The following is a 24251-nucleotide window of genomic DNA, read 5'->3' as shown; positions in this document are numbered from 1 at the left end:
ATGCAGCCATCGGACGAACAGCCGCTACGCTCTACCTCCGCGCTGGAAGACAGCGAAGACATGCTGCCCGGCGTGTGGAGCAAGCTGCTTGCCGTACCGGTGCCGCCCCCGGCACATGAACCTGGCGTACTTGGCTTTTTCCTGGAGGTCATGGCCGAGGAAGGCGCCACCTGGGCGCATCTGGAAGTCGCTCCGGCGCTGTTGTCGGTAGGCGAGCAAGGGCGCTTTGTGCGCCCCGCGCCGCTCGATAGCAAACATCTGGCGCACGTACCGTTGGCGCCCCATGAACAACGTCTTGCCGCCACCTTGCTCGGCCTGCCGCAGACCTTGCGCAAGAGCCGCAGCTACGCGCGGCTGTCCGGCCATGTCGGCGATGTGCTGCTTGCCGAAATACTCGATACTTCGCCGTGTTTTCTCGGTGGACTGGCGGGCTTGCGCCTGTCGCGCGGCAAGTCGCACCAGCTCAACTGGCATTGGCAGATGGAAAAGGACGGCAGCCAGCGACTGCTGCCCGCCATGCCGACCAACTTGCGCCTGCTGCGGATCGACGGCCTGTGGTATCTCGACGCCGAACGCGCCGAGCTCGGCCGCCTCGATGCCGATGCGGAAGAAACCCATTGGCTCGACCTCCCGCCGCTCAAGCACGAATACAGCCAGAACCTGCGCGACGCGTTGCCGGAAAGCCGCCTCGCGCATCGCGTGCCGCTGCCCCAGGTGTTCGGGGAGTTGCGCAAGTCGGAGCTCGCACCCAAGCCGGTGCTAACCCTGCATGCGCTGACGCGCCATGCTCGCCTGGCCGCCGGCACGCCGCCGCTGGCCTATGCGCGTCTCGCTTTCGACTACGCCGGCGAGCGCCTGCCGGGCCGTGGTGGCGAGCCGCTGGTGCGGCGTGTACGTAACGGTCATCTGGTCGAGATCACCCGTCGTCGTGCCGAAGAGCTGTCGGCAATGGAACAGCTCGAACGCGCCGGCCTCACACCGGGCGTCGACACCGAAGGGCTGCCCTGGGACCTTGCCGATACCTTGCCCGAGGACGCCTGGCTGTTCCCCGGAAAAGGCTATGCCGGCGCACTCGAAGTCAACACGCCGGCACGCTGGCTGGCACTGCGGCCCAAGCTGGAGGGCGAGGGCTTTCAGCTCGACTACAACGCCAGCTTCCCGTTCGAGGTGTTGGAAGGGCCGGTCCGCTGGTACGGCAATGCGGTGGAAGACGCCGACGATCATGCCTTCGATCTGGAAATCGGTATCGAAGTGGAAGGCAAGCGACACAACCTGCTGCCCGCGGTGGCGCAGGCGCTGGCCGAGCACCAGTTGAATCTCAGCCCGTCGCCGAACGAGCCCGAAGATGCCGTGTGGTACGCGCCGGTCGATGAACGTCGACGCGTTCCGGTACGTCTGAAAGAGCTGCGTGGCCTGCTCGCGCCGCTGGCCGAATATCTGGAACGCCCACGCAAAAAACTGCATCTGCCGCGCGTGCAGGCCGGGCGTCTGGAAGAAATCGTCGACGCGCTGCCGTCGGGCGGCGAGCTGCAGGCACCGGAGCAACTGCGTGGCTTCACAGCGCGCCTGCGCGATGCCGCTGAGCGTGCCAGCGATGCGGTGCCGGCCGATCTCACGGTCGAGCTGCGCCCTTATCAACGCGAAGGCCTGCGTTGGTTGAATGCCTTGGCGGAGGCGGGCGTCGGCGGTGTGCTGGCCGACGATATGGGCCTGGGCAAGACGCTGCAGTTGATCACCCATCTGCTTGCGCTGAAAGAGCAGGGGACGCTGAACCAGCCGGCGCTGATTATCGTGCCGACCAGCCTGATTCCCAACTGGCAATCGGAAATCGCGCGTTTCGCGCCGGGCTTGCGCGTATTGGCGCTGCACGGCCCGCAGCGTGGCGGCGAATTCGGGCAGCTGGGCGCACAGGATATCGTGCTGACCAGTTACGCCCTGCTGCCGCGCGACGTGGTGACGTTGCGCAAGCAGCCGTTCTCGCTGATCGTGCTGGACGAGGCGCAGCAGGTGAAGAATCCACGCACCCAGGCGCGCCGTGCCTTGCTGACCTTGCGTGCGCCACGCTGCGTCTGCCTCACCGGCACGCCGCTGGAAAACCATCTCGGCGAACTATGGTCGCAGATCGACCTGGCCGTACCGGGCCTGCTTGGCGACGAGGGTGCGTTCCGTCGTCACTATCGCGTGCCGATCGAAAAGCAGCGCGACACCGAGTGCCAGGATCGTCTCAATCGTCGCCTCGCACCGTTCATCCTGCGACGGACCAAGGCGCAGGTGGCTTCCGAGTTGCCGCCGAAAACCGAAATCACTCGCCGCGTCGTGCTCGAAGGCCGCCAGCGCGAGCTATACGAAAGTCTGCGTCTTTCACTGGCCGACGAACTGCGCGAAGTCATCGCGCAGCGCGGTATCGCCCATAGCGGCATTGTCGTGCTCGATGCCTTGTTGAAGCTGCGCCAGGTCTGCTGCGATCCGCGCCTGGTGAAGCTTGAAGCTGCGCGTGGCGTGCGCGATTCGGCCAAGTTCGAGTTGCTGATGGACATGCTGCCGGCCTTGCTCGCCGAAGGTCGCAAGGTGCTGCTCTTCTCGCAATTTACCGAAATGCTCAAGCTGATTGCCGTCGAACTCGATCGTCGACGCATTCGCTATGTGACCCTTACCGGCGAGACGCGCGATCGCGCCGAGCCGGTGCGCCAATTCCAGGAAGGCGAAGTGCCGCTGTTCCTGCTGTCGCTCAAGGCCGGTGGCGTGGGCCTGAACTTGACCGCGGCCGACACGGTGATTCATTACGACCCGTGGTGGAACCCTGCCGCCGAGGCGCAGGCGTCCGACCGTGCGCATCGCATCGGTCAGGACAAACCGGTATTCGTGTTCCGATTGATTACTGCCGGGACGGTCGAGGAACGTATCGAGGAGCTCAAGGCACGCAAGGCGGAACTGGCCGAGGCGGTGCTCGAGGGCGGCGGTAGTCGCGAGCGGCTGAGCTTCGATCAGGGCGATCTGGATGCGTTGCTGGCGCCGGGTTGAGGCGCGATCGCGGAGTGGTCGCGACTGAAGTCGTGACCCTTCGAAGCATCCAAGCTCACGCATTCCCCGTCATATCCAACGAGCACTTCGCCCGAAAAAATCGAAGCGATGGTCCGCCGTATCTCCGGCATCGCCTGATCTGAGCGCACCATCCAGTGCGACAGCAGGAGCCGACGTACACCTGCCTGCTTGGCCAACGCTGCAATGCGCGACGGCGGCGCATGCAGCGCGTTGGCTACCGGATCGTCGCCGCCTTCGGGAATCGCCATGTTCGCTACCATCAGATCCGCATGCTCGGCCAGCTTTACCAAGGCCGGCGCGCGCGCATCGGTGTCGCCCAGATACACCACTGCACGGCCGTCGACATCCACCCGATAAGCCAATGCGGGTACCGGCCCGTGCTTTACCGGCGTGGCGCGTATCGTCATGCGTTCGTTCTTGAATACGATGGCGATCTCGCCATCGCGCGGCGACAGGGTCTCCGGTTTGATACGGTAACTCGCCTCGCCATCGCGCAGGAATCCACCCAGGTACGGGTAAGCGGCGCGGTCGTCGGCGAACAGCGCCTGCAGAAAGGTCTCTACGGAAGGAAAGCCATAGCCCGCAGCCGGTCCCAGAATGGGCAGTGCGCGATCGCGTTCACCGAAGAACGAGGCCTTGATATAGGCGGGAAGGTCGGCGCTGTGATCGGTATGCAGATGAGTCAGCGCGATGACGTCGAGATCCTCGATGCGCGCGTGCGCCTTACCAAAATTCACCGCGGTGCCGCTGCCGGCATCGAACACGGCGCGGGCCTTGCCGTCGATCCATAGCACATGGCCGCTCTGAGCGCGCCCATTGAGCTCCGGCCCGCCGCTGCCCAGTACCTGCCAGCCAACCTTTACGGCATACGCGACGGGTGCCGCAAGCGCCGTAGTGCATGATAGCGCAAGGCACATCGACGTAACGCAGAGAAAGCGACGCAAGGCCTGGGTTCCGTGACGGGAGGTCAGTTGATCAACACGTTGGGCATGACGGGTACAACTGCGGGTTCGGCAGGTGTCTCGTCGCTCTCGGATCGGATGCGGCCCGGGCTGACGCCACTGACCCGCTTGAAGAGGCGGCGGAAAGCCGCCTCGCTGCTGTATCCCAGTTGCTGGGCGATGGCCGCCACCGACATCTGCCTGTCCCGCAGCATCTGTTCGGCAATCGTCACGCGCCATTGCGTGACGTACTGCATCGGGGGCACCTTCATCAGCTGGGTGAAACGTTCGGCGAAAGCCGAGCGCGACATGCAGGCCAGCGACGCCATGTTCTGCATCGTCCAGGCATGTCCGGGATTTTCATGCACCGCCTGCAGCACTCGGCAGATGCGCGTATCGCCCAGGGCGGCGAACAGTCCACGACGATCTTCGGTGCGGTGCGCGTAGTCGCACACGGCAAGGGTAAACAAGGCGTCGGCCAGTTTGTTCAAAAGGACCTGACGTCCGACCATGCCGGAATTGACGACATGCACCATCATTTCCGAAAGCTGACGAAAGGTATGGCCGGCCTCTTTCGAACGCACGACGAAGCAGGATGGCAACGCGTGGTTGAGGGGATGGTTCGTATTGCCCGAAAAGTGCAATTCACCGCAGATCAGGCTGGTGACGTCATCGGCACGCAGATCGGCTCGACCGTCGACGCGAAGCGAGTGAGCATCGCCATGTGGCAGCACGACCAGATCGCCGGCATCGAGCGTCATGGCTTCTTCCAGGGAGTGGCTTTCCACCTTGCACTGTCCCGCTCCGACCAGATGGAACAGTCCACAGTGATAACGGGGTTCGTCTTCGTACCAGGTGCCGCAGCGATGCAGCTCGGCGATGACGTCGACGCGCAGCATCGACTGGTTCAGTAGTGACTCAAGGGCTGGCTCGATAAGAATCGGAGCGGGCCCCCCTTCTACTAACAGGCGGGGGTTGGGCTCGATATGCACACGGCGTTCCTTCTGTGTGTTGTGTCCTATGTTCACACTACGGCCCTCCGGTTTCATTCCGATAACAGGCCTTCGCGGAAGCAGCTTCCGAAGTTACATCACAGTACTCGATATCGATGGGTCATGTAGGGGGATATGACATCAGACTGTGTGCGCCCGCAGCAGATGACTGGCCAGCCAACCCTGCAGTATCGCCACCATGCGCGCCGGCGCGGCGGATTCGTCATGAAAACGGCCCAACCGGTCGCATAGTTCGGAAAATGTCGCGCCGCCAATGGCGGCTTCCAGCACGATCAGCTCATCGTCCTCCAGCGTGCGGTAGCGTACGGTCCATTCCTGGCGCCAGATCAGCACGGACTGAGCCGTGCTGTAATGCACCAATTTAGGTTTGGACTCGCCCAGGTCGGCCGCTTTGCGGAAGGCCGCCACGTTGTAGGACGTGGACAGTATCTGCAAGCGGTATTGAGGATGCAGCAGCAGCGTGGACCAATCTTCCGGAGCCAGTTGGGCGAGATCCTGTGGGTGCATCACCGGCTCGTCTGCGGCATCGAAAACCGTGGAAATCGCCCAATCGAGCCGGGCCATGTCCGCGAACGCGGGTTTATCCCGCCATGGGCGTCCATAGTCGAGGAAGGCAGCCAGCCCGGCGCCATGCCAGCGTATGTTGTAGTGACCGGAGGGATGCGCCTCGAGGTAGCCTGCCCCCAGCCGTTCGAATCGGCGCCCGGCCATCAGGGCCAGGCCGGGATACTCGATGGCGAGAGCTTCGAGCAGACGAGCCCGGTAGGCATGGTGATAGACCGCAAAGCGGGTAGCGGCATCGGCGCGCGCGTCGCCGCGCAGGATATCCAGCGGCGGCGCCTGTTCGGCCAGCATCGCGTTCAATACCTGCTGCTGTATGTCGCGCAGAAGAGTCATGCGGCTTCCTTCAGTAAGGGAAGCGCCAGTTCTCGTGCGCGATCGAGTTCTTCGAGCAGTTCGGCCAGCGGGGGAATGTGGTCGTCGCGCTCGATCATCGTCGATACCCGGCCGTAGCGACGCACCGCTTCCACATACAGTTTCCATACCGGATCGACGATCGGAGCATCATGCGTGTCGATAAGCAACTGCTCGCCATGTTCGTGCCCGGCAAGATGGAACTGCTGCACGCGCCGCGCCGGGATGCCGTCGAGATAGTCGAGCGGCGAGAAACCATGATTATGTGCGCTGACATGGATGTTGTTGATGTCCAGCAGCAACAGGCAGTCGGCCCGCTCGGCTACCGCGGCCAGGAATTCCCATTCGGTCAGCTGCGAATCGGCGTAGGTGATGTAGCTGGACACGTTCTCCAGCAGGATGCGCCGGCCAAGGACGTCCTGGACCCGACTGACGCGCTCGACGACATGGTCCAGCGCCTCCTCGGTATATGGCAGCGGCATGAGATCATGCAGGTTGATACCGTGCGCGCCAGTCCAGCACAGGTGATCGGACACCCATTGGGGTTCCACGCGGTCCGCCAGCGCGGCCAGGCGTTGCAAATAGCCTTCGTCCAGGGGATCGGTGCTGCCGATCGATAGCGAAACGCCGTGCATGACCAGCGGGAAACGCTCGCGGAATTTCTCCAGCCACGATAGCGGGCGCCCGCCGTGCACCATGTAGTTTTCCGAAATGATCTCGAGCCATTCCACCTGACCGGGATGATCCAGCAGGGTTTCGTAGTGGTCGACGCGAAGGCCAAGTCCAAATCCGAGATAAGGCAGATATTTCGACTGGTTTTGCGTGTTCATGACGGAACCTGGAGCTTGAAGAAAACAAAAAGGCGGAGCTTTCGTCACGAGCGTGCCGGAAGCTCCGCACAGTGCCTTACTTGGCGGAAGCCTGCGCAGCGTCGCAGTCGGCCTGGCTCTTCTGCATGGTGAAGCCCTGGCCCTTACAGGCGTTCTGGCCCTTGCATGCATTGCTGGCCTGCTTGCACGCGCCATGGCCCTTACAGGACGAGGAGTGCTCGCACTTGACCTTCGCGCTGTCGCCCTGGGCGCCGTGGTTGTCGGCTGCGGCGTTCATGGAAGTCACGGCAAACAGACCGGCAACCGCCAGGGCCATGGCACCACCGTTGATCTTGTTGAACTTCATAGAGGTAACTCCTGAGTGAATCGGATTGATTTTGGGGTGTCGTGCCGGGGCCCCGTGAGAAAGCCGGCCATGCTCGACGGGTACCATTCTGGTCCTGTCCATCGGCCGTGACTGCCACCGGGCATCTGCATTTTGTATCCGATCGTCCGGCTTGGACTACAAACCTGTAGGAAAGGACGCAGAGCAAGAAAGGCCGGACGGGCGAACATGGCGGTGCGGCATTGTGCACCTGCATCATGAGCCGACTCTCACCTGCCCGGATCTGCCTACATGCGTCAGCCCATCGCCGATATTTCTTCGCGCCTGCTCGACTTCCTCTATGGAGTCCGCTGGCTTGGCCCGTTGGTGGCTCGTCTTTCCTTCGGTTATTTCTGGTTGGAAACGGGCATTGCCAAGGTGCAAAACCTGGACGGCTTCACCCAGCGCTTCATGGGCTGGGGCGTTCCTTTTCCCGCCTTCAGTGCCGCGCTCTCGGCCTGGACCGAGCTGGTTGGCGGCGCGCTCATCATGCTGGGCCTGTTCACCCGCCTGGTGAGCATTCCGATGATCATCAACATGGTCGTGGCGATCGTGCTGGTGGTGTCGGCCAATTTTCAGGGCATCGACGAATTCGTGGAAGCCGACGAAACGGTCTACATCCTGATTTTCTTCTGGCTGCTGATGGCCGGCCCGGGCAAGGTGAGTCTGGATACGTTGCTGGCCCGTTGGCTGGGTATTCGAACGAAAGAGTGATGATGAAAAGAAAAAAGCCGGCACATGTGCCGGCTTTTTTTCTATCACAGATGGTCAGGCCGCTGGTCGGCCTCAATAAGCAAACTGCTTGAACACCGGGTCTACGCTCCCGCCCCATGCGCCATGGAACAGCTCAAGCTTGCGCTCCGCCGGCGTCTGGTTAGCTTCGGCAATTTCGATCAGTGGCTCCAGGAACAGGCTTTCATCGGCGCCATGCTTGTTGAGCTTGTTGCGACGCTTCAGGCCATGCACTGCGATCTTCAGCGTTTCCTGAGCCAGCTCCCGCACGCTGTAGTTGCGGAATTTCAGTTTCAACGCTTCCTTGGGCACGCCGTCGCGCAAGGCATGACGTTCTTCGCGGGTGAAATCCTTGACCAGGTCCCACGCCGCATCGAGTGCTTCATCGTCGTACAACAAGCCGACCCACAGCGCCGGCAGGGCGCACAGTCGGCCCCAGGGGCCGCCATCGGCGCCGCGCATTTCCAGGTACTGCTTGAGGCGCACTTCCGGGAAAGCGGTGGTCAGGTGGTCGGCCCAGTCGCGCATGGTGGCATGTGTGCCCGGCACGGCGGCGAGCTTGCCTTCCATGAAGCGCTTGAAGTCCTGGCCGGAAAGGTCGATGTAGCGGCCATCCTGGTAGCTGAAGTACATCGGTACGTCGAGCATGTAGTCGACGTAGCGCTCGTAACCGAAGCTCTGGTCGAAGACGAAATCGAGCATGCCCGTACGGTCCTTGTCGGTATCGGTCCATACGTGCGAGCGATAGGACAGATAACCGTTTGGACGTCCTTCCGTAAACGGCGAATCGGCAAACAACGCCGTGGCGATCGGTTGCAGGGCGAGACTGGCGCGGAATTTCTTCACCATGTCCGCTTCGCTGGAGAAATCCAGGTTCACCTGCACGGTGCAGGTGCGCGTCATCATGTCCAGGCCGAGCGAGCCGACCTTGGGCATGTATTCGCGCATGATCTTGTAGCGGCCCTTGGGCATCCACGGCATTTCGTCGCGGCGCCACTTGGGCTGGAAGCCCATACCGAGAAAGCCGATGCCTAGCTCGTCGGCGACCGAACGCACTTCTTCCAGATGCGAATTTACTTCGCAACAGGTCTGGTGAATGGTTTCCAGCGGCGCGCCAGACAGTTCCAGCTGGCCGGCCGGCTCCAGGGTGATCGAGGCCTTGTCGCGCGACAGCGCCACCGGGTTCTCGCCCTCGCGCGCCACGTCCCAACCGTAGCGTACGGCCAGGGTCTCCAGCAGTACGCGGATGCCGCGGTCGCCGTCGAAGGTCGGTGGGCGCAAATCGTCGTTGCGGAAGCCGAACTTCTCGTGCTCGGTGCCGATACGCCAGGCTTCGCGCGGCTTTTCGCCGGCGGCGAGGTAATCGGCAAGCTGCTGGCGGCTGCCGATCGGCGTGCTCTTGACGGCACTGGGAATGGACACGGGTGACTCCTCGTCTGGGCAGCCACTCCCTATGGGGGTGGGAGTGGCGATTTCAAAGGCCGTCCAGGGCCGGCGACCGGAAATAAGGATTGTAGGGCCTGAAACGCCCAAGCGGATGACAGCGGGGGCAGTCCGGTGGGCGTGGAAGCTTGCGCCTGGAGAACGGTGCCTAGCCACCCTCGCGCGGGAATTCGATGCGCATGCGCACACCGTGTCCGCGCTGGCCGTCGAGGATCAGGAAACGACCGCTGTGGGCCTTGGCCGCCTCGTCGACGATCGCCAATCCCAGGCCGGTCCCGTCGCCTTCGCTACCGGTGCCGCGGTAGTAGCGTTCGCGCACCCGCTCGCGTTCCGCCGGCGGGATGCCGGGACCATCGTCTTCCACTTCGAGGAACGGTATGCCCTCGTCCACGCCGCAACGCAGGGTGACGTGTCCGCCCGGCGGTGTGTATTGCAATGCGTTGTCGAGCAAGTTGAGCAACAGCTCGTGCAGCAACCAATAGACACCGAGCACGTGTGCCGGCTGACATTCGGCGCCAAGATCGATATCGCGTTCGATCGCGCGATCGAGCGAGCTGCCGATGATGTCGCCAATCAGGGCGGCGATATCGATCGAGCCGAAGTGACTGGCGCGGTGCGCTGACGGTTCCGCGCGTGCCAGCGCCAGCAGCTGATTGGCCGTATGGGCGAGACGGTCGACGCCGCCGTGCAGGCGTTCGATTCGTTCTTCCAGCGGCGTGCCGGCGGCCTCGCGGCCAAGCACTTCAAGCTGCGCCTTCAGGCCGGTCAGCGGCGTGCGCAACTGGTGGGCGGCATTGGCAAGAAAATGCTGTTGCGCGAGGCTGGAGTCGCGCACCGTGGTCAGCAAGGTGTTGAGCGAATCGACCAGCGGCTGCACTTCCGAAGGCACTTTGTCGATCATCATCGGCTCAAGCGTCTGCGGTGTACTGCGCGAGATCTGAGCTTGCAGGCGACGCAGCGGACGCATCGCAATGGCGATACCTGCCAGGGCGACAGCCAGGGTCAGCAGCATCTGCACCGTATCGTTGACGCCCAGGGCGAGATCCATGCGTTGCATGGCGCGATCGCGTCGATGCGGCGTTTCCGCCGCGGTGACGATCAACGGCTCGCCTGCTTCATCGGTACGGTAGCTGACTGCACGCAATAGCTCGCCTCGGTAGGTGACATCGCCATAGGCCATATCGCGCGAGAGCGAGGTTGTCGTAGGCACGATCGGCAAATCATCCGTGCCTGCCACCGTTTCGCCGCTGGGTCGGCTGACCCGGTAGTAGAACTGCTCGTGGATGGTCGAGCGCAACGGCGGTGGCGGCCGGTCGGGCAGGGGGATGTCCAGGCTGCCGTCCGGTGCGCGGTGGATATGCGCGGTGATCGCTACTGCGGCACGCGATAGCGAACGATCGAACGCGCTGTAGATCGGCGTAATGATCACGCGATGATCGACCGCGATGCCCAGCACCAGCAGGAGCAGCAGCGGCCCGATCAGATAGATCAGCAAGCGTCCGCGCAGGCTCGCGCCAACGCGTTGTAGCCACGCTTTAAATGTCTTCAAGGCGGTAACCGAGCCCGCGGATGCCGCGCACGGTCGCCGAGCCTTCGAGCTTGCTGCGCAGGCGCGAGACATGCACTTCGATCGCGTTGCTGGAGATGTCCTCGTCCCAGCCGGCAATCGCCTGGATCAGGCGCTCCTTGCTCACCACGCGGCCGCCATGATGGGCCAGGCATTCCAGGATCGACCATTCGCGCCGGGTCAGTTCGATCGCACGCCCATCGCGATCGAGCACGCGCCGGCCGGCCAGGTCGATACGCAGCAGCCCCACGGTGAGCTCGTTCGAGGTCGCCGCCGTAGCACGGCGGATCAAGGCGCGGCAGCGGGCCGCCAGTTCCGGCAGGGCGAAGGGCTTGACCAGGTAGTCGTCGGCGCCCAGGTCGAGCGTGCTGACCCGATCGTCCAGGCCATCCCGCGCGGTCGCGATCAGGATCGGCAGGGCGCTGCCCGAGCGGCGCAAGCGTCGGACCAGCCCGAAACCGTCCTCGCCGGGCAGTCCCAGGTCGATGATGGCCATGTCGTAATGCGCGCCTTCCAGCATCGCCGCAACCGATTCGGCCGTTCCCGTATGGTCGACCGCATAGCCTTCCGCGGACAGGCCACGGACCACGGCATCGGCGACCAAGGGATCATCTTCGACAAGCAGGATGCGCATAAGGACAGGACGGCTCAGGAAGGTGTTTTTGAAGTCGCCATTGTTCCCGATTCCGTCGTAAATAATTGAAAGCCTCGCGTAAGACTGCGGAAAGGGCCAGGGCAGCCTGGACCTGGGTCCGGGCTAATGCAGCAGCAGCGTCACCGCGATTTCCGTGATGATCAGGACGATAATGATGATTTCCAGCAGCTCGGCACGTCGGCTGGACGCCTCATCGTAAAGGGCAGCATAGGTATCGCGAATAATCGCCAGCTTGCGGTCCACCGAGGCATTGAGCGTGGGGACGCGGAAAAGCCCAAGCGCCGCGCTGTATACACGCGACAGATAGACGTCTTCGGTGACCTGCAGGGCGTTGTCGACCTTTTCGGTCAGTTGGGTCACTTCGGCCACCAGGGTGTGCAAGTGCCGCGCAAGATGGGCAAAGCGGCGCGATGCAAACAGCGAGCTCAGATGTCTTGCGGCCTCCACCCGGTCGTACATGCGCGGCAATTCGTCATCCAGCAGCGTGTCGTAATAGCGAAATTCGACCAGCTGTGCATTGGCCACTTCGATGACATCGGCGACATCCGAGTCGCCGCGCGGTTCGTAGATGAAGGCGCGATCCCAGGTGAGTACGGCCAGGTCGTCGGCGTAGTACGAAAAGCTGCGCGAAAGCAGATCCCGCCGTGCTGCTGCGGAAAGCGGGCGCGTTTCACCCGACAGCAAACGGATCAGATCGACGCGTTCACTCAGCGAGGCGGCATCGACTACTTCATCGAATGCATACACGCTGCCCAGGAGATAGTCTTCCTGCAGGCGTGCGTCCAGTGCCGGCCGATCCAGTGCCGGCGCGATCACCTCGCGAACATGATCGAGCAAGGTGAGCCAGAACGGCGCGGGCGTGTCGGGCCCGGCCGCCTGATCGAGCGCATCGAAGCGTTCGACGAATGTGTCCCAGGTGATGTCGGTGACTTTGACACGCACAGCGAGTGCCGCCACACCGAAGTCGTACAGGCGCACCGAGGCTTCGGTAACGACTTTCTCGGAGCCCAGCATCAAATCAATCGGATCGAGCGAAAGACGCAGCGGCGGAACCTCGAAGGCAATCGCCTTGGTCGGTGTGCTGGCCAGATGGGTGCGGCTGGTCGTGCCGCCGACGTGCGCGGCCCATAGCGATTCGGACTGGGTCAGATCGATACCGTAGGCGATATCGAAAAGGCGCAGCGCGACCAGTTCGCCTGATCGGATCGTGATTGCAGGTGCATTCATGGCCATAGGCTTCCGGGTTGAAAAGCGAACTCGAATAACCTCGGTTTTCCCTATCGTCATCCCGGCGCAGGCCGGGACCCAGTGACTTTGTGATCGGTTATCGCGAGAGCCAATACGAATCCGCTCTGCCGCGAAAACCGGAAACCGAAGCCACTGGATTCCGGCCTGCGCCGGGATGACGACTAGGAGGGGTTTTCGAGATTCCCTGAGTCTGGTGGACGACGGAACCAGAGTACATCGCGCACATGCCAACACGATGTCGAATCGGCAGGCAAAAAAAAGCCGCCCAAGGGCGGCTTTTTTTACATTCGCATGTAAACGCTCAGCGCTTCATCGAATTGAAGAACTCGTCGTTCGACTTGGTGTTCTTCATCTTGTCGAGCATGAACTCCATCGCCGCCAGCTCGTCCATCGGATGCAGCAGCTTGCGCAGGATCCAGATTTTGGCGAGCAAGTCCGGGTCGATCAGCAGGTCTTCGCGGCGGGTGCCGGAGCGGTTGATGTCGATGGCCGGGTAGACGCGCTTTTCGGAGATACGACGGCTCAGGTGCACTTCCATGTTGCCCGTGCCCTTGAACTCTTCGTAGATCACCTCGTCCATCTTGCTGCCCGTGTCGGTCAGCGCGGTGGCGATGATGGTCAGCGAACCGCCTTCTTCGACGTTACGCGCCGCACCGAAGAAGCGCTTCGGGCGCTGCAATGCATTGGCGTCGACACCGCCGGTGAGCACCTTGCCGGAGCTGGGCACCACGGTGTTGTAGGCACGAGCGAGGCGGGTGATCGAATCGAGCAGGATCACCACGTCCTTCTTGTGCTCGACCAGGCGCTTGGCGCGCTCGATCACCATTTCGGCGACCTGCACGTGGCGCACGGCCGGTTCGTCGAACGTGGAGCTGATCACTTCGGCGCGCACGGTGCGCGCGATTTCGGTGACTTCTTCCGGACGCTCGTCGATCAACAGCATGATCAGATGGACGTCTGGATGGTTGTACTGGATGGCCTGCGCGATGTTCTGCAGCATCATCGTCTTACCGGACTTGGGCTGCGACACGATCAGGCCGCGCTGGCCGCGGCCGATCGGCGCCACCAGGTCGAGAATACGGCCGGTGATGTCCTCGGTCGAACCGTTGCCGCGCTCGAGCTTGAACGACTTGCGCGGGAACAGCGGAGTCAGGTTTTCGAACAGCAGCTTGTTCTTCGACGCTTCCGGCGGATCGCCGTTGATGTCGTCGACCTTGAGCATGGCGAAGTAACGCTCGCCTTCCTTCGGGTGACGCACGCGTCCGGTGATGTAGTCGCCGGTGCGCAGGTTGAAGCGGCGGATCTGGCTGGGCGACACGTAGATGTCGTCCGGGCCGGCCAGGTAGGACTCGTCGGCCGAACGCAGGAAACCGAAGCCGTCCTGCAGGATTTCCAGCACGCCTTCGGCCCAGATGCCACCGCCGGAGCGGGCATGCGCCTTGAGGATGTTGAAGACCACATCCTGCTTGCGTGCACGTGCGACACCTTCCTGGATACCCAGCGATTCGGCGAATTCCAATAGCTGGATCGCGTTCTTGCGCTTGAGTTCGGTGAGGTTGATCAGGCGATCGTTGCTGCCGGCATCGGCGTAATCGTCGTCCACCGGCAGGCCGTTGTTGTTGCGCGGGTGGTTGTTACCGCCGCCCTGGTTGCGCTGCTGCGGATTGGGATTGTTGTTGCCACGCTCAGGCCCGCGCTCGTTACGATCATTGCGCTCGTGGCGACGGCGGCGGCCGCGATCGTTTCGGTCATTGCGGTCGTTGCGATTCTGGAAACCGCCGCCCTGGTGCTGACCCTGGCCACCTTGTTGCTGGCCGCCCTCGCGGGCTTCGGTCTGCGGGCGTGGCGCATTGTTGTCGCCAGAGGCGTTTTGGTTCGGCTGCTCGACTGGCAGGCTGGCCTGCACAGGGGCGGGAGCGTCGACTGGTGCGGAACGCTCTGCCGCAGGGGCGGGGCGCTCGGCGGGAATGTCGCTCGCGGATTTCTCCGGGCGGGTGCTTTCAGCGCTGGCCGCCGCCGCTGCCGCGGATTTGCGCGGTGCTCGGGTACGCGGCGTTTCGGATGCCGGTTTGGCATCGGCGCTGGTTGCGTCGTTGGATTCTTTGGTATCGATGATATCGGACACGGGCAAACCTCGTGGGGGCGCCGTAATTACAGGAAGGAGGGTGTGATTGTCGTCGGCGCGAAGGGCGCGGGGGACAGCGAGGTCCCGACTGACGTATTCAATCTAGCACTCGCCGCGCGGCTACGTAAAGCGGCTGGGGCGAAAGAGGCGTTCAAAAAGCCCGAAACGTGATGTCCGGGCCGTTTCGAGGGCAGGGAACACCGGTTCCCCGCCCCTCATTACTTTAAAAACTCAGATCGTCTTCTCGATCAACTGAGCCAGCGCGCCCTTGCTGACGGCGCCGATCTGGGTGGCTTCGACCTTGCCGTTCTTGAAGATCATCAGGGTCGGGATGCCGCGCACGTTGTAGGTGCGGGGGGTCTTCTGGTTATGGTCGATATTGATCTTGGCGATGCGCAGCTTGCCTTCGTACTGCTGGGCCAGCTCTTCCAAGGCCGGGGCGATGGCCTTGCACGGACCGCACCACTCCGCCCAGAAGTCCAGCAATACCGGGGTATCGGACTGGAGCACTTCCTGCTCGAAGCCGTCGTCGCTCACATGGGTAATCAAATCGCTCACCGGAATCTCCAGGGGTAGGGGGTATTGACGACCGCGCGGCCTGCATCAGCTACACTGGGGTGCCCATGAAGCGCGGGGTCGGTCTTTAGAGGCCATGCCGGTAGGCAAGGACCTCCACTGCTCTGTAAGTTAAGGACAGGACCCAGGTGATTCAAGGGCGGCAACGGACGGTTCCGTTGACATAGGTGAGAAGGCTTCCAAGTCCTTGTCGCCGCTAAGGATTTGTCTTTCGGGGAAGACGGCGAGTCCTTTCACCTATGCCAGCGGAGCCGCCGCGCCCGCCGTGCGGCGCCTTCATCTCCATACGCGCCGCCTCATCCACCCGTCCCGGGCCGATCTTTATTGTCGCGGGACCGGACGCCGTTTACGCGCCGTCTGCACCCCCATTCGATACCTCTAATGTCCCAAACCGTACTCACTGATACCTTTTTCACCAATTTCGACCTTCATCCTCTATTGCAGCAGGGCCTGGACGAATCCGGTTTTACCCGCTGCACTCCGATCCAGGCATTGACCCTGCCGATGGCCCTGGCCGGCCGCGACGTCGCGGGCCAGGCCCAGACCGGTACCGGCAAGACCTGCGCCTTCCTGGTGGCGATGATGAATCGCCTGCTGACCCGCCCGGCCGTGGCCGAGCGCAAGGACAGCGATCCGCGCGCGCTGGTGATCGCGCCGACCCGCGAGCTGGCCATCCAGATCGAAAAGGACGCCAAGGCGATCGGTCGCCACACCGGCCTGCGCACCGCATTGATTTATGGCGGCGTCGATTACGACAAGCAGCGCCAGCAATTAAAAGACGGCTGCGACATCATCATCGCCACGCCCGGCCGCCTGCTCGATTACTACAAGCAGCAGGTCTTCGGCTTCAACGGTGTCGAAGTGATGGTGATCGACGAAGCCGATCGCATGTTCGACCTGGGCTTCATCAAGGACGTGCGTTTCATCTTCCGCCGCCTGCCGGCGCGCGAACAGCGCCAGGTGCTGCTGTTCTCGGCCACGCTCAGCCATCGCGTGCTGGAGCTCGCTTACGAGCACATGCATAACGCCGAGAAGCTGGCGGTCGAAACCGAAAACGTCACCGCCGACCGCGTGCGTCAGCAGGTGTTCTTCCCTTCGAAAGAAGAAAAGATGCCGCTGCTGCTCAACCTGCTCGAGCGCACCAGTGCCGAGCGCAGCATCATCTTCGTCAACACCAAGGCGGCCGCCGAGCGCGTGACCGATCGCGTGAAGCGCCAGGGTTATCGCGTCGGTGCCTTGTCGGGCGACGTGCCGCAGTTGAAGCGCCAGAAGTTGCTGCAGCGCTTCCAGGAAGGCCAGCTCGACATGCTGGTGTGCACCGATGTGGCCGCACGCGGCCTGCATATCCCGGCGGTCAGCCACGTATTCAACTACGACCTGCCGCAGGATGCCGAGGACTATGTGCATCGCATCGGCCGTACGGCGCGTCTGGGTGCCGAGGGCGATGCGATCAGCTTCGCCTGCGACCTGTATGCGATGTCGCTGCCGGATATCGAAACCTATATCGGGCAACGTATCCCGGTCGCGGCGATCGATCCCGAGCTGCTGGTGATGCCCAAGCCCAAGCAGATCGACGAGCAGTTCGTGGCCCATGCCGCGGCTGATAGCGCCGAGTTCGGCGACAAGGTCATTTCGCGCGAGAAGAAGGACAGCAGCGGGCCCGGTGGTCGTTCGCGTCGCGAAGGCGGCCGCGGTGGCGATTCGCGCAAGCCGCGCGACGGCGAAAGGCGCGAGCGTACCGAGCGCAAGCCGGCCGCAGCTGCAGCGACGGCTGCGCCGGTGGCTGCGCCCGCAGGCGATGCCGCTTCCGTGGCGGGTGAGGCGGAACGCAAGCGCCGTCGTCGCCGTGGCGGTCGTGGTCGTCGTCGCGAGGGCGATGCCGCGCAGGTGCAAAACAGCAACGGCAGCGCCGCCGCTGCGCCGAGCGAGCGCAACAACGATCGCCCGCGTGGCGAGCGTCGTCCGCCGCGCAACGGTGGCGAGCAGGCCGGCAACGGTCGTTCCCGCCAGGTCGTTGCCACCGCAGCGGCACACGCCGGCGAGCACACCGCACCGAAGAAGCCGGGTTTCTTCCGCCGTCTGACGCGGTTGTTTACCGGGCGTTGATAAAGGTACTGCGCCCCGGCGTTCGCCGGGGCGACGGTGCAGGCGGGTTTTACCGCTGCTTTTCATGGTTCGTCGCCCCGGTGCATGCCGGGTCCAGCGTCTTTCGCTCGCCAGGTCAGCGACGGAAAATCTCTCGAAGTTTTCCTTACCGCCGCTTATCCTTTCCACTGTCGGCAAACAGGCCGGGGGATTTGCGTGATTCGCTTCGAACAAGTCAGCAAACGCTATGAGGGTGGCCATGAAGCGCTATCCCAACTTTCGTTCGAGGTCGCCGATGGCGAAATGGCCTTTGTCACCGGGCATTCCGGTGCCGGCAAGAGCACGCTGCTCAAGCTGCTCGGCCTGATCGAGCGCCCATCGCACGGCGTGATCATGATGGATGGACAGAGCCTGGCCAAAGTCGGGCGCGGCGGCATTCCCAAGCTGCGTCGCCGGATCGGCATGGTTTTCCAGGATCACCGCCTGCTGATGGAGCGCACCGTTTTCGCCAATGTGGAGCTGCCGCTGGTCATCGGTGGCGTCGCGCCGCAGGAGCGTGGTCGCCGCGTGCGCGCCGCGCTGGAAAAAGTCGGCCTGCTTGCCTATGAGCGCCAGTTGCCCGATTCGCTTTCGGCCGGTGAACAGCAGCGCGTGGGTATTGCGCGTGCGATCGTCGCCAAGCCTTCGCTACTGATCGCCGACGAGCCGACCGGCAATCTCGATCCGCAGCTGGCGATGGAAATCATGGGCTTGTTCGCCGAATTTCAGAATGTCGGCACCACCGTGCTGGTCGCCAGCCATGACCTGCCGCTGATCAAGAAGATGAAAAAGCGCGTGGTCGTGCTCGATCACGGCCGGCTGGTCGCCGACGTGGCTGCGCAGGAGGTGCTGTAAGCATGGATCAGCATCCGAATGACCAGCTCGATATCGCGCCGCGCACCGAGCGCAGCCGTGGCCGTCCCGTCGCAAGCTGGCGCGAGCATCACGGCTGGAGCGCGGCGGCCAGTCTGCGTCGATTGTTCTCGCGGCCGTTGGGCACGTTTCTCACCATCGCGGTGATGGGTCTGGCCCTGGCGCTGCCGCTGGCCTTCTACCTGTTGCTCGCCAACGTTCAAAATCTGGGCGATGCGTTGGGCCAGAATCAGGCGGTCAGTGCGTTCCTGAAACCGGGCCAGGCTGGTGCCGCGGTCGAAGCGCTGGCCACCACCTTGCGCGAACGTGTCGACGTTGCCGCGGTCGGGGTCAAGACGCCGCAGCAAGGCATGGATGAGCTGGCCAAGATGCAGGGCTTCGGCACGGCGCTCCACACGCTGGACGAAAATCCGTTGCCGTATGTGCTCGAGGTGATGCCCAGGCCGGATATCGGTGCCGATGGCGTCGAACGCCTGGTGACCGACATGCGCGCCATGCACGGTATCGATCAGGTGCAGGACGCCGGTAGCTGGCGCCAACGGCTGGACGCGTTGCTGGCGGTCGGCAACCGTACCGTGCTGGTGCTTGCCGCCATGCTGGCGCTGGCGGCGTTGCTGGTGGTCGCCAATACGGTACGCGTGGATATCTCCAGCCGCGCCGAAGAGATCGATGTGCTGATGTTGGTCGGGGCCAGTCGTGCGTTCGTGCGCCGGCCCTACCTGTATGCCGGCATCTGGTACGGCCTGCTCAGCGGCATCATCGCCGCCGGGGTCGCCCTGGTGGTCGAATTTGCCCTGGTCGACCCGGTGACACAGTTGAGTCACGCTTATGACGGCAAACTACAGGTCGGCGGGCTGCCCTGGTGGCTGCTGGCGGCGGTGCCGGTGGGCGCGGCCGTGTTGGGTTGGCTGGGTGCGCGCCTGATGAGCGCGTGGCAGTTACGTAAGGCCGTGTAACAGCCCGGATGGGCCGGGCGGCGACTCAGGTCGCAGGCATCCGGGCGCGGAACAAGGCAAGATGCATGTCTCGACGGGCGCACGGGGGTGTTTGCCCGGGATTCTTCAAGCGTCGCGTTTCCGATGGGCGGGCTGCGGATGAGTGCAAGTTTCAGTAATCGTGTCGTTAGTGCGGCACCGCGTGTATTGGTGGTGGACGGTTCCAAGGTCGTGCGGCAGTTGATCACGCGCGTGCTCAATGCCGAGTTGCCCGGAGCCGACGTGGTCGGCTGCGGTACCGGCGCCGAAGCACACAAGCTGCTCGAAAGCGGCGTGTTCGATTTCATTACCGTGTCGCTGCGGCTGCCCGATATGGATGGCCTGGAGCTGGCGCGTTATGTGCGGGAGTTCGCGCCGCAGATCTACATTCCCATCGTGGTCGTTTCCGGCGACGTCGACGATCGCCTGCATCGGCGCACGCTCGGCGAGCACGTCACCGACTACTTCGACAAATCGCTGGGCTTCCAGGCGCTGGGCGAATTCATTCGCGGCTATGTGCGGCCCGAAAGCATGGCCGACGGCGAGGTGCTTTACGTTGAGGACAGCCGCGTGGTCGCGTTGGCGACGCGTCGGATGCTGGAGAAATACGGCCTCACCGTGCGCCATGTGATCAGTGCTGAAGATGCGCTAGCCATGCTGGAAACGGCGCGTGCGCAAGGCATTGTCGGCGCGGATATCGTCTTGACCGACGTCAGCCTCAAAGGCGAGCTGACCGGCGGCGACTTGCTCGATCGCATACGTCGCGATTACGGTTACAGCAAAGGCTCGTTGCCGGTGCTGGTGATGACAGGCGACGAAAACCCGGCCAATCAGGCAGCCTTGCTGAGAGCGGGCGCCAACGATCTGGTCGAGAAACCGATCGAGGAAAAGTTGTTGATTACCAAGTTGCTGTTCCAGTTACGTGTTGCCCGTCATCTGCGCGAGCGCAGCGCTACCGCATGAGCAACGAACGAGTGAAGCTGGAGCCTTCGTGGAAGGCACGTATCGGCGATTATCTCGAGCGTCCGGAGATGCAGGCGCTCTCCGCATTTCTGCGCGCCGAGAAGCAGGCCGGCAAGGTGATCTATCCGCCCGGTCCGGATATTTTCGCGGCCTTCGATCACACGCCGTTCGATGCGGTGCGCGTGGTGATTCTCGGGCAGGATCCCTATCACGGCCCGAATCAGGCGCACGGTCTGTGTTTCTCGGTACGCCCCGGCGTGCAGACGCCGCCTTCGCTGCAGAACATCTTCAAGGAGATCCAGCGTGATCTGGGTATCGCCCCGCCCGATCACGGTTGCCTGACGCCTTGGGCGGATCGTGGCGTGCTGCTGCTCAACGCCGTGTTGACGGTGGAGCGTGGCATGGCCAATGCACACCAAGGCAAGGGCTGGGAAGGTTTTACCGATGCCGCGATCGACGCGCTTAATCGCGAACGCGAGGGCATCGTGTTCATGCTGTGGGGATCGTATGCGCAGAAGAAGGGTCAGTTGATCGACACGCGCAAGCATCGTGTCCTGAAATCGGTGCATCCCTCGCCGCTGTCCGCGCATCGCGGGTTTCTCGGTTGCGGTCATTTCTCGGCCGCCAATCAGTACCTGACCGAACATGGGCAGTCGCCGGTCGATTGGTCGTTGCCCATGCGCAGCGAGTTGACTGTCTAAGGATCCTTGCGCTTCAACATCTGGCAGAACGCCGCTGTTTCTTCGTCGACGGGAAAGCACGACTCGATATGCAGATCGTCGAGCGTCACGTCGCGCGGCGTGCCGAACGTAGTGATGGTCGAGAAGAAGCTCAGCCGTTGATCGTCGCGCTGCAGAACCGTGGTCATCAGCGGTGAAGGGATTTTCTCTGTCGACAGTTGTCGCCAGGACACGGGCACATCCGGATAGGCCAGTATCTCGTCCAGCAAAGCGCGCGCTTGCTGGTCCGAAGGCGACGAGGCCACTTCGTTATGCAGGTGGCGCAGTAGTTCGCTGGCAATCTCTTCCCAGTTGACGATCACCGAGCGGAAGTCGTTCGGATCGAAGATCTGGCGCAGCATGTTGGTGTGGCTGCTTTCGCGTCCGCGCATGACGAAGCGGTTGATGCGCGCGGCGGCGCCGTTGGCCATCAACACCTCCCAGTGGCGATTGAGCACGAAGGCCGGGTAGGGTTCCTGTTGTTCGAGGATGCATTCGATCGCGTGGCGCACCTGGGCGAGCTCCGGCGCGGCCAGTTGACGCTCGGGATAGAACGGCGCGTAGCCGGCGGCAACCAGCCAGGTGTTGCGTTCGCGCAACGGCACGCCGAGCGTGTCGGCGAGCCGGATGACCATCTCGCGGCTGGGCTGCGCCTTGCCCGTTTCCAGGCAACTGAGATGCCGGGCCGAGATCTCCGCTGTCAGTGCGAGATCGAGCTGGCTCATGCGCCGGGTCGTGCGCCATTCGCGCAGCAGCGATCCGACGGGCGTGACGTGGGTGGACGACATACGGGCGGTTCCCTGGATGATCCGAAGCGGATCATAGGTCGGCCGGCCTGCGCGCGCCCATGACCTGACAGGTCATTGCGGGGATGTTCCGCGCCGACGAAAGATGCGCCTCACTTCATCGGCGAGGTTCGAATATGCATCGCAGAGCATTTCTTCAGTTGACGGGCGGCGTGCTGGCGGCAAGTGCCTTGGCGGGCGGGCTGGGCCGTCTGGCGCAGGCTGGTACGGTCAGGGACGGGAAGGTAGGCGATCTCGGTGTGGCGGACTACACCCGGATGCGCCGGTTCGTTGCCACCTCGCTTGGCCGTACCGCCTATGTGGAACAGGGCAGCGGGCCGGCTGCTTTATTCCTGCACGGGTTTCCGCTCAACAGCTATCAATGGCGTGGCGTGCTACCGCGGCTGGCTGCCCATCGGCGCTGTTTGGCGCCTGACTCGATGGGCCTTGGCTATACCGAGGTGACGCAGGGCAAGTCGGTGACCCCGGCGAGCCAGGTGGACATGCTCATCGAGTTTCTGGACGCGCTGGGCGTCGGCACGGTGGACCTGGTCGCCAACGATAGTGGCGGTGCGGTGGCTCAGTTGTTCATGGTGCGCCACCCCGACCGCGTTCGCAGCGTGCTGCTGACCAATTGCGACGTTGAGAACGACAGTCCGCCGCCGGGTGTCATGCCTGTCATCGAGTCGGCGCGCAAGGGGACATTCGCCAGGGATTTCTTCGTCAAGCAGGTCGACGATCATTCGCTGGTTCACAGCCCTACTGGCTTGGGCGGCGCCTGCTACACCTTTCCGGGGCACCCGACGGATGACGCCATCGACATGTATATGCGCCCGCTGGTCGCCACGCCCGAACGTATGGCGCTGACCAATGCCTATGCGCTGGGCCTGTTTCCCAATCCGCTGGCCGGCATCGAAGCCTCGCTGCGTCAGTTCCGCCGTCCCGTGAGGATCGTCTGGGGAACCGGCGACACGATCTTTTCCCCTAAGAGTCCGGATTACCTCGACCAGGTGTTACCTCTGTCCCATGGCGTACGAAAGGTAAAGGGCGCGAAGCTGTTCTTCCCCGAGGAATACCCGGAACTCATTGCCGAGGAGGCAAAAAAGCTCTGGGGTGTCCGCTAAGGAATTGATTTTAAGATATTTTTAATATCGCGAAGGCCGTTGTTGCGTTGCGGGGTGCCACTGGACAAGCCAGCGGCATTCCTGTACGATTCGGTATAGTAAAGCGAGGCCGGGCTGGGATTGAACCATTTCGACCCGTTAGCACTCATAGAAGCAGAGTGCTAAGTTGTTCCCCAAGTTTTCTGGAGGTTCCTCATGTCACAAGCTTTGGCGACCGCCTCTCTGCCGGTACCCAGTGTAGTAGGCAGCTTGGATGCGTATATCTCGGCGGTCCACCGTATCCCGGTGCTCAGCCAGGACGAGGAGCAGGCGCTGTCGCGTCGATTCAACGACGACAATGACCTCGACTCCGCCAAGAAGCTGGTGATGTCGCACCTGCGTTTCGTGGTGCACGTCGCCCGCGGTTACAACGGTTATGGTTTGCAGCTGTCCGACCTGATCCAGGAAGGCAATATCGGCCTGATGAAGGCGGTCAAGCGTTTCGACCCGGACCAGGGCGTGCGTCTGGTCAGCTTTGCCGTGCACTGGATTCGCGCCGAAATGCACGAGTTCATCTTGCGTAACTGGCGCATCGTCAAGGTCGCTACGACCAAGGCGCAGCGCAAGCTGTTCTTCAATCTGCGCAAGAGCAAGAAGCGCCTGGGTTGGATGAATGCCGAGGAAGTGCGCGTGGTCGCCAAGGATCTTGGCGTTCCCGAGGCGACTGTCCGCGAGATGGAATCGCGTCTGTCCGGCCGTGATATCGGTTTCGAAGCGCCGGCCGATGCCGACGACGATGCCAAGCCGGCACCGGAAGCATTCCTGATCGACGATGGCGCCGACCCGTACGACAACGTCTCCGATGCAGATCACGCCGACAACCAGCTGGAAACGCTGTCCGAGGCGCTGCAAAAGCTCGATCAGCGTTCGCGCGACATCATCCAGCGTCGTTGGTTGAACGACGATAAGGCAACGTTGCAGGATCTGGCCGACGAGTATGGTGTTTCTGCCGAGCGTATCCGTCAGGTCGAGGCGAACGCGATGAAGAAAATGCGCGGGTTGTTTGCTGCGTAAGATGGCGCTGCTTTGCGCTTCAAGTGAACGGCCTCCTTTGTGGGGCCGTTTGCATTTGGCGCGGTGAATGGGCCGGCCGCTACGCGGCCTCAGTCCGATCACTGCGTGATCTGTAAACGGTAAATGGAAAGAGCTGCCAGCTCAGGTTGTGCTTGCTTTTCCCATTGACTATTGACCATTGACAG

The 24251-nt window shown here is 62.8% G+C and carries 21 protein-coding genes; 9 read left to right on the top strand and 12 right to left on the bottom strand.

Going from position 1 to position 24251, the window contains the following annotated elements; translation table 11 throughout:
- Complete coding sequence (locus ACZ6WW_RS09235) at nucleotides 1–3021, top strand: DEAD/DEAH box helicase (RefSeq protein WP_465273930.1); 3021 nt, start codon at nucleotides 1–3, stop codon at nucleotides 3019–3021.
- On the opposite strand, the gene ACZ6WW_RS09230 is transcribed toward ACZ6WW_RS09235, so the two are convergent.
- From ACZ6WW_RS09230 to bufA2, 5 genes are all read right to left on the bottom strand, one after another.
- On the bottom strand, nucleotides 2985–3986 hold the full coding sequence (locus ACZ6WW_RS09230) for an MBL fold metallo-hydrolase (protein WP_465273929.1): 1002 nt from the start codon (nucleotides 3984–3986) through the stop codon (nucleotides 2985–2987). The genes ACZ6WW_RS09235 and ACZ6WW_RS09230 overlap by 37 nt on opposite strands.
- 23 nt (nucleotides 3987–4009) lie before the next feature.
- Nucleotides 4010–5032, bottom strand: a complete 1023-nt coding sequence (locus ACZ6WW_RS09225; protein ID WP_465273928.1) for a helix-turn-helix transcriptional regulator — start codon at nucleotides 5030–5032, stop codon at nucleotides 4010–4012.
- An 84-nt stretch (nucleotides 5033–5116) separates the two neighbouring features.
- On the bottom strand, nucleotides 5117–5893 hold the full coding sequence (locus ACZ6WW_RS09220; protein ID WP_465273927.1) for an HvfC/BufC family peptide modification chaperone: 777 nt from the start codon (nucleotides 5891–5893) through the stop codon (nucleotides 5117–5119).
- Nucleotides 5890–6741, bottom strand: a complete 852-nt coding sequence (bufB, locus tag ACZ6WW_RS09215; protein ID WP_281850627.1) for an MNIO family bufferin maturase — start codon at nucleotides 6739–6741, stop codon at nucleotides 5890–5892. The genes ACZ6WW_RS09220 and bufB overlap by 4 nt, the downstream gene beginning before the upstream one ends.
- Before the next feature lie 76 nt (nucleotides 6742–6817).
- Nucleotides 6818–7087, bottom strand: coding sequence for a BufA2 family periplasmic bufferin-type metallophore (gene bufA2, locus ACZ6WW_RS09210; RefSeq protein WP_465273926.1), 270 nt, complete (start codon nucleotides 7085–7087; stop codon nucleotides 6818–6820).
- 270 nt (nucleotides 7088–7357) lie between these two features.
- On the opposite strand from bufA2, the gene ACZ6WW_RS09205 reads away from it, so the two are divergent.
- On the top strand, nucleotides 7358–7819 hold the full coding sequence (locus ACZ6WW_RS09205) for a DoxX family protein (RefSeq protein WP_465273925.1): 462 nt from the start codon (nucleotides 7358–7360) through the stop codon (nucleotides 7817–7819).
- 72 nt (nucleotides 7820–7891) lie between these two features.
- On the opposite strand, the gene ACZ6WW_RS09200 is transcribed toward ACZ6WW_RS09205, so the two are convergent.
- The 6 genes from ACZ6WW_RS09200 to trxA all read right to left on the bottom strand — a co-directional run bounded on the left by ACZ6WW_RS09200 (nucleotide 7892) and on the right by trxA (nucleotide 15433).
- On the bottom strand, nucleotides 7892–9259 hold the full coding sequence (locus ACZ6WW_RS09200; RefSeq protein WP_281850624.1) for a glutamate--cysteine ligase: 1368 nt from the start codon (nucleotides 9257–9259) through the stop codon (nucleotides 7892–7894).
- Nucleotides 9260–9428: 169 nt separating this feature from the next.
- Nucleotides 9429–10829, bottom strand: a complete 1401-nt coding sequence (locus ACZ6WW_RS09195; protein ID WP_465273924.1) for a sensor histidine kinase — start codon at nucleotides 10827–10829, stop codon at nucleotides 9429–9431.
- Nucleotides 10816–11481, bottom strand: coding sequence for a response regulator (locus ACZ6WW_RS09190; RefSeq protein ID WP_281850621.1), 666 nt, complete (start codon nucleotides 11479–11481; stop codon nucleotides 10816–10818). Before ACZ6WW_RS09190 ends, ACZ6WW_RS09195 begins: the two co-directional genes overlap by 14 nt.
- Before the next feature lie 123 nt (nucleotides 11482–11604).
- Entirely contained in the window at nucleotides 11605–12729 is a 1125-nt protein-coding gene (locus ACZ6WW_RS09185) for a hypothetical protein (RefSeq protein WP_465273923.1), read from the bottom strand.
- Nucleotides 12730–13051: 322 nt separating this feature from the next.
- Entirely contained in the window at nucleotides 13052–14875 is a 1824-nt protein-coding gene (gene rho / locus ACZ6WW_RS09180) for a transcription termination factor Rho (RefSeq protein ID WP_281850619.1), read from the bottom strand.
- Nucleotides 14876–15106: 231 nt separating this feature from the next.
- The gene (trxA, locus tag ACZ6WW_RS09175; RefSeq protein ID WP_281850618.1) at nucleotides 15107–15433 is read right to left on the bottom strand and encodes a thioredoxin TrxA; all 327 of its coding nucleotides are present in this window, start codon (nucleotides 15431–15433) and stop codon (nucleotides 15107–15109) included.
- Between the two features lie 399 nt (nucleotides 15434–15832).
- Between trxA and ACZ6WW_RS09170 the strand changes: the two genes are divergently transcribed.
- The 5 genes from ACZ6WW_RS09170 (at nucleotide 15833) to ung (ending at nucleotide 21086) form a co-directional block, all read left to right on the top strand.
- Complete coding sequence (locus tag ACZ6WW_RS09170; protein ID WP_465273922.1) at nucleotides 15833–17557, top strand: DEAD/DEAH box helicase; 1725 nt, start codon at nucleotides 15833–15835, stop codon at nucleotides 17555–17557.
- A gap of 189 nt (nucleotides 17558–17746) precedes the next feature.
- Nucleotides 17747–18430 carry a cell division ATP-binding protein FtsE gene (ftsE, locus tag ACZ6WW_RS09165; RefSeq protein WP_281852787.1) on the top strand — a complete coding sequence of 228 codons (684 nt, stop codon included), beginning with the start codon at nucleotides 17747–17749 and terminating at the stop codon, nucleotides 18428–18430.
- A gap of 2 nt (nucleotides 18431–18432) precedes the next feature.
- Complete coding sequence (ftsX, locus tag ACZ6WW_RS09160) at nucleotides 18433–19404, top strand: permease-like cell division protein FtsX (RefSeq protein WP_465273921.1); 972 nt, start codon at nucleotides 18433–18435, stop codon at nucleotides 19402–19404.
- 138 nt (nucleotides 19405–19542) lie between these two features.
- On the top strand, nucleotides 19543–20385 hold the full coding sequence (locus tag ACZ6WW_RS09155; protein ID WP_281850615.1) for a response regulator: 843 nt from the start codon (nucleotides 19543–19545) through the stop codon (nucleotides 20383–20385).
- The gene (ung, locus tag ACZ6WW_RS09150; RefSeq protein ID WP_465273920.1) at nucleotides 20382–21086 is read left to right on the top strand and encodes a uracil-DNA glycosylase; all 705 of its coding nucleotides are present in this window, start codon (nucleotides 20382–20384) and stop codon (nucleotides 21084–21086) included. Before ACZ6WW_RS09155 ends, ung begins: the two co-directional genes overlap by 4 nt.
- Here ung and ACZ6WW_RS09145 read toward each other — a convergent pair.
- A complete protein-coding gene (locus ACZ6WW_RS09145; protein WP_465273919.1) occupies nucleotides 21083–21892 on the bottom strand; it encodes a helix-turn-helix domain-containing protein in 810 nt (269 codons plus the stop codon). The genes ung and ACZ6WW_RS09145 overlap by 4 nt on opposite strands.
- Before the next feature lie 134 nt (nucleotides 21893–22026).
- Between ACZ6WW_RS09145 and ACZ6WW_RS09140 the strand changes: the two genes are divergently transcribed.
- Nucleotides 22027–23013 (top strand): alpha/beta fold hydrolase, encoded by a 987-nt coding sequence (locus tag ACZ6WW_RS09140; RefSeq protein WP_465273918.1) that lies wholly within the window; start codon nucleotides 22027–22029, stop codon nucleotides 23011–23013.
- A gap of 195 nt (nucleotides 23014–23208) precedes the next feature.
- Nucleotides 23209–24066 (top strand): RNA polymerase sigma factor RpoH, encoded by an 858-nt coding sequence (gene rpoH, locus ACZ6WW_RS09135; protein WP_281850611.1) that lies wholly within the window; start codon nucleotides 23209–23211, stop codon nucleotides 24064–24066.
- Nucleotides 24067–24251: the final 185 nt, after the last annotated feature.

Source organism: Dyella sp. NPDC103356 (assembly GCF_055584465.1).
Note: the sequence above shows the minus strand (reverse complement) of the source record. Positions and strands in the feature narration are given on the sequence as shown.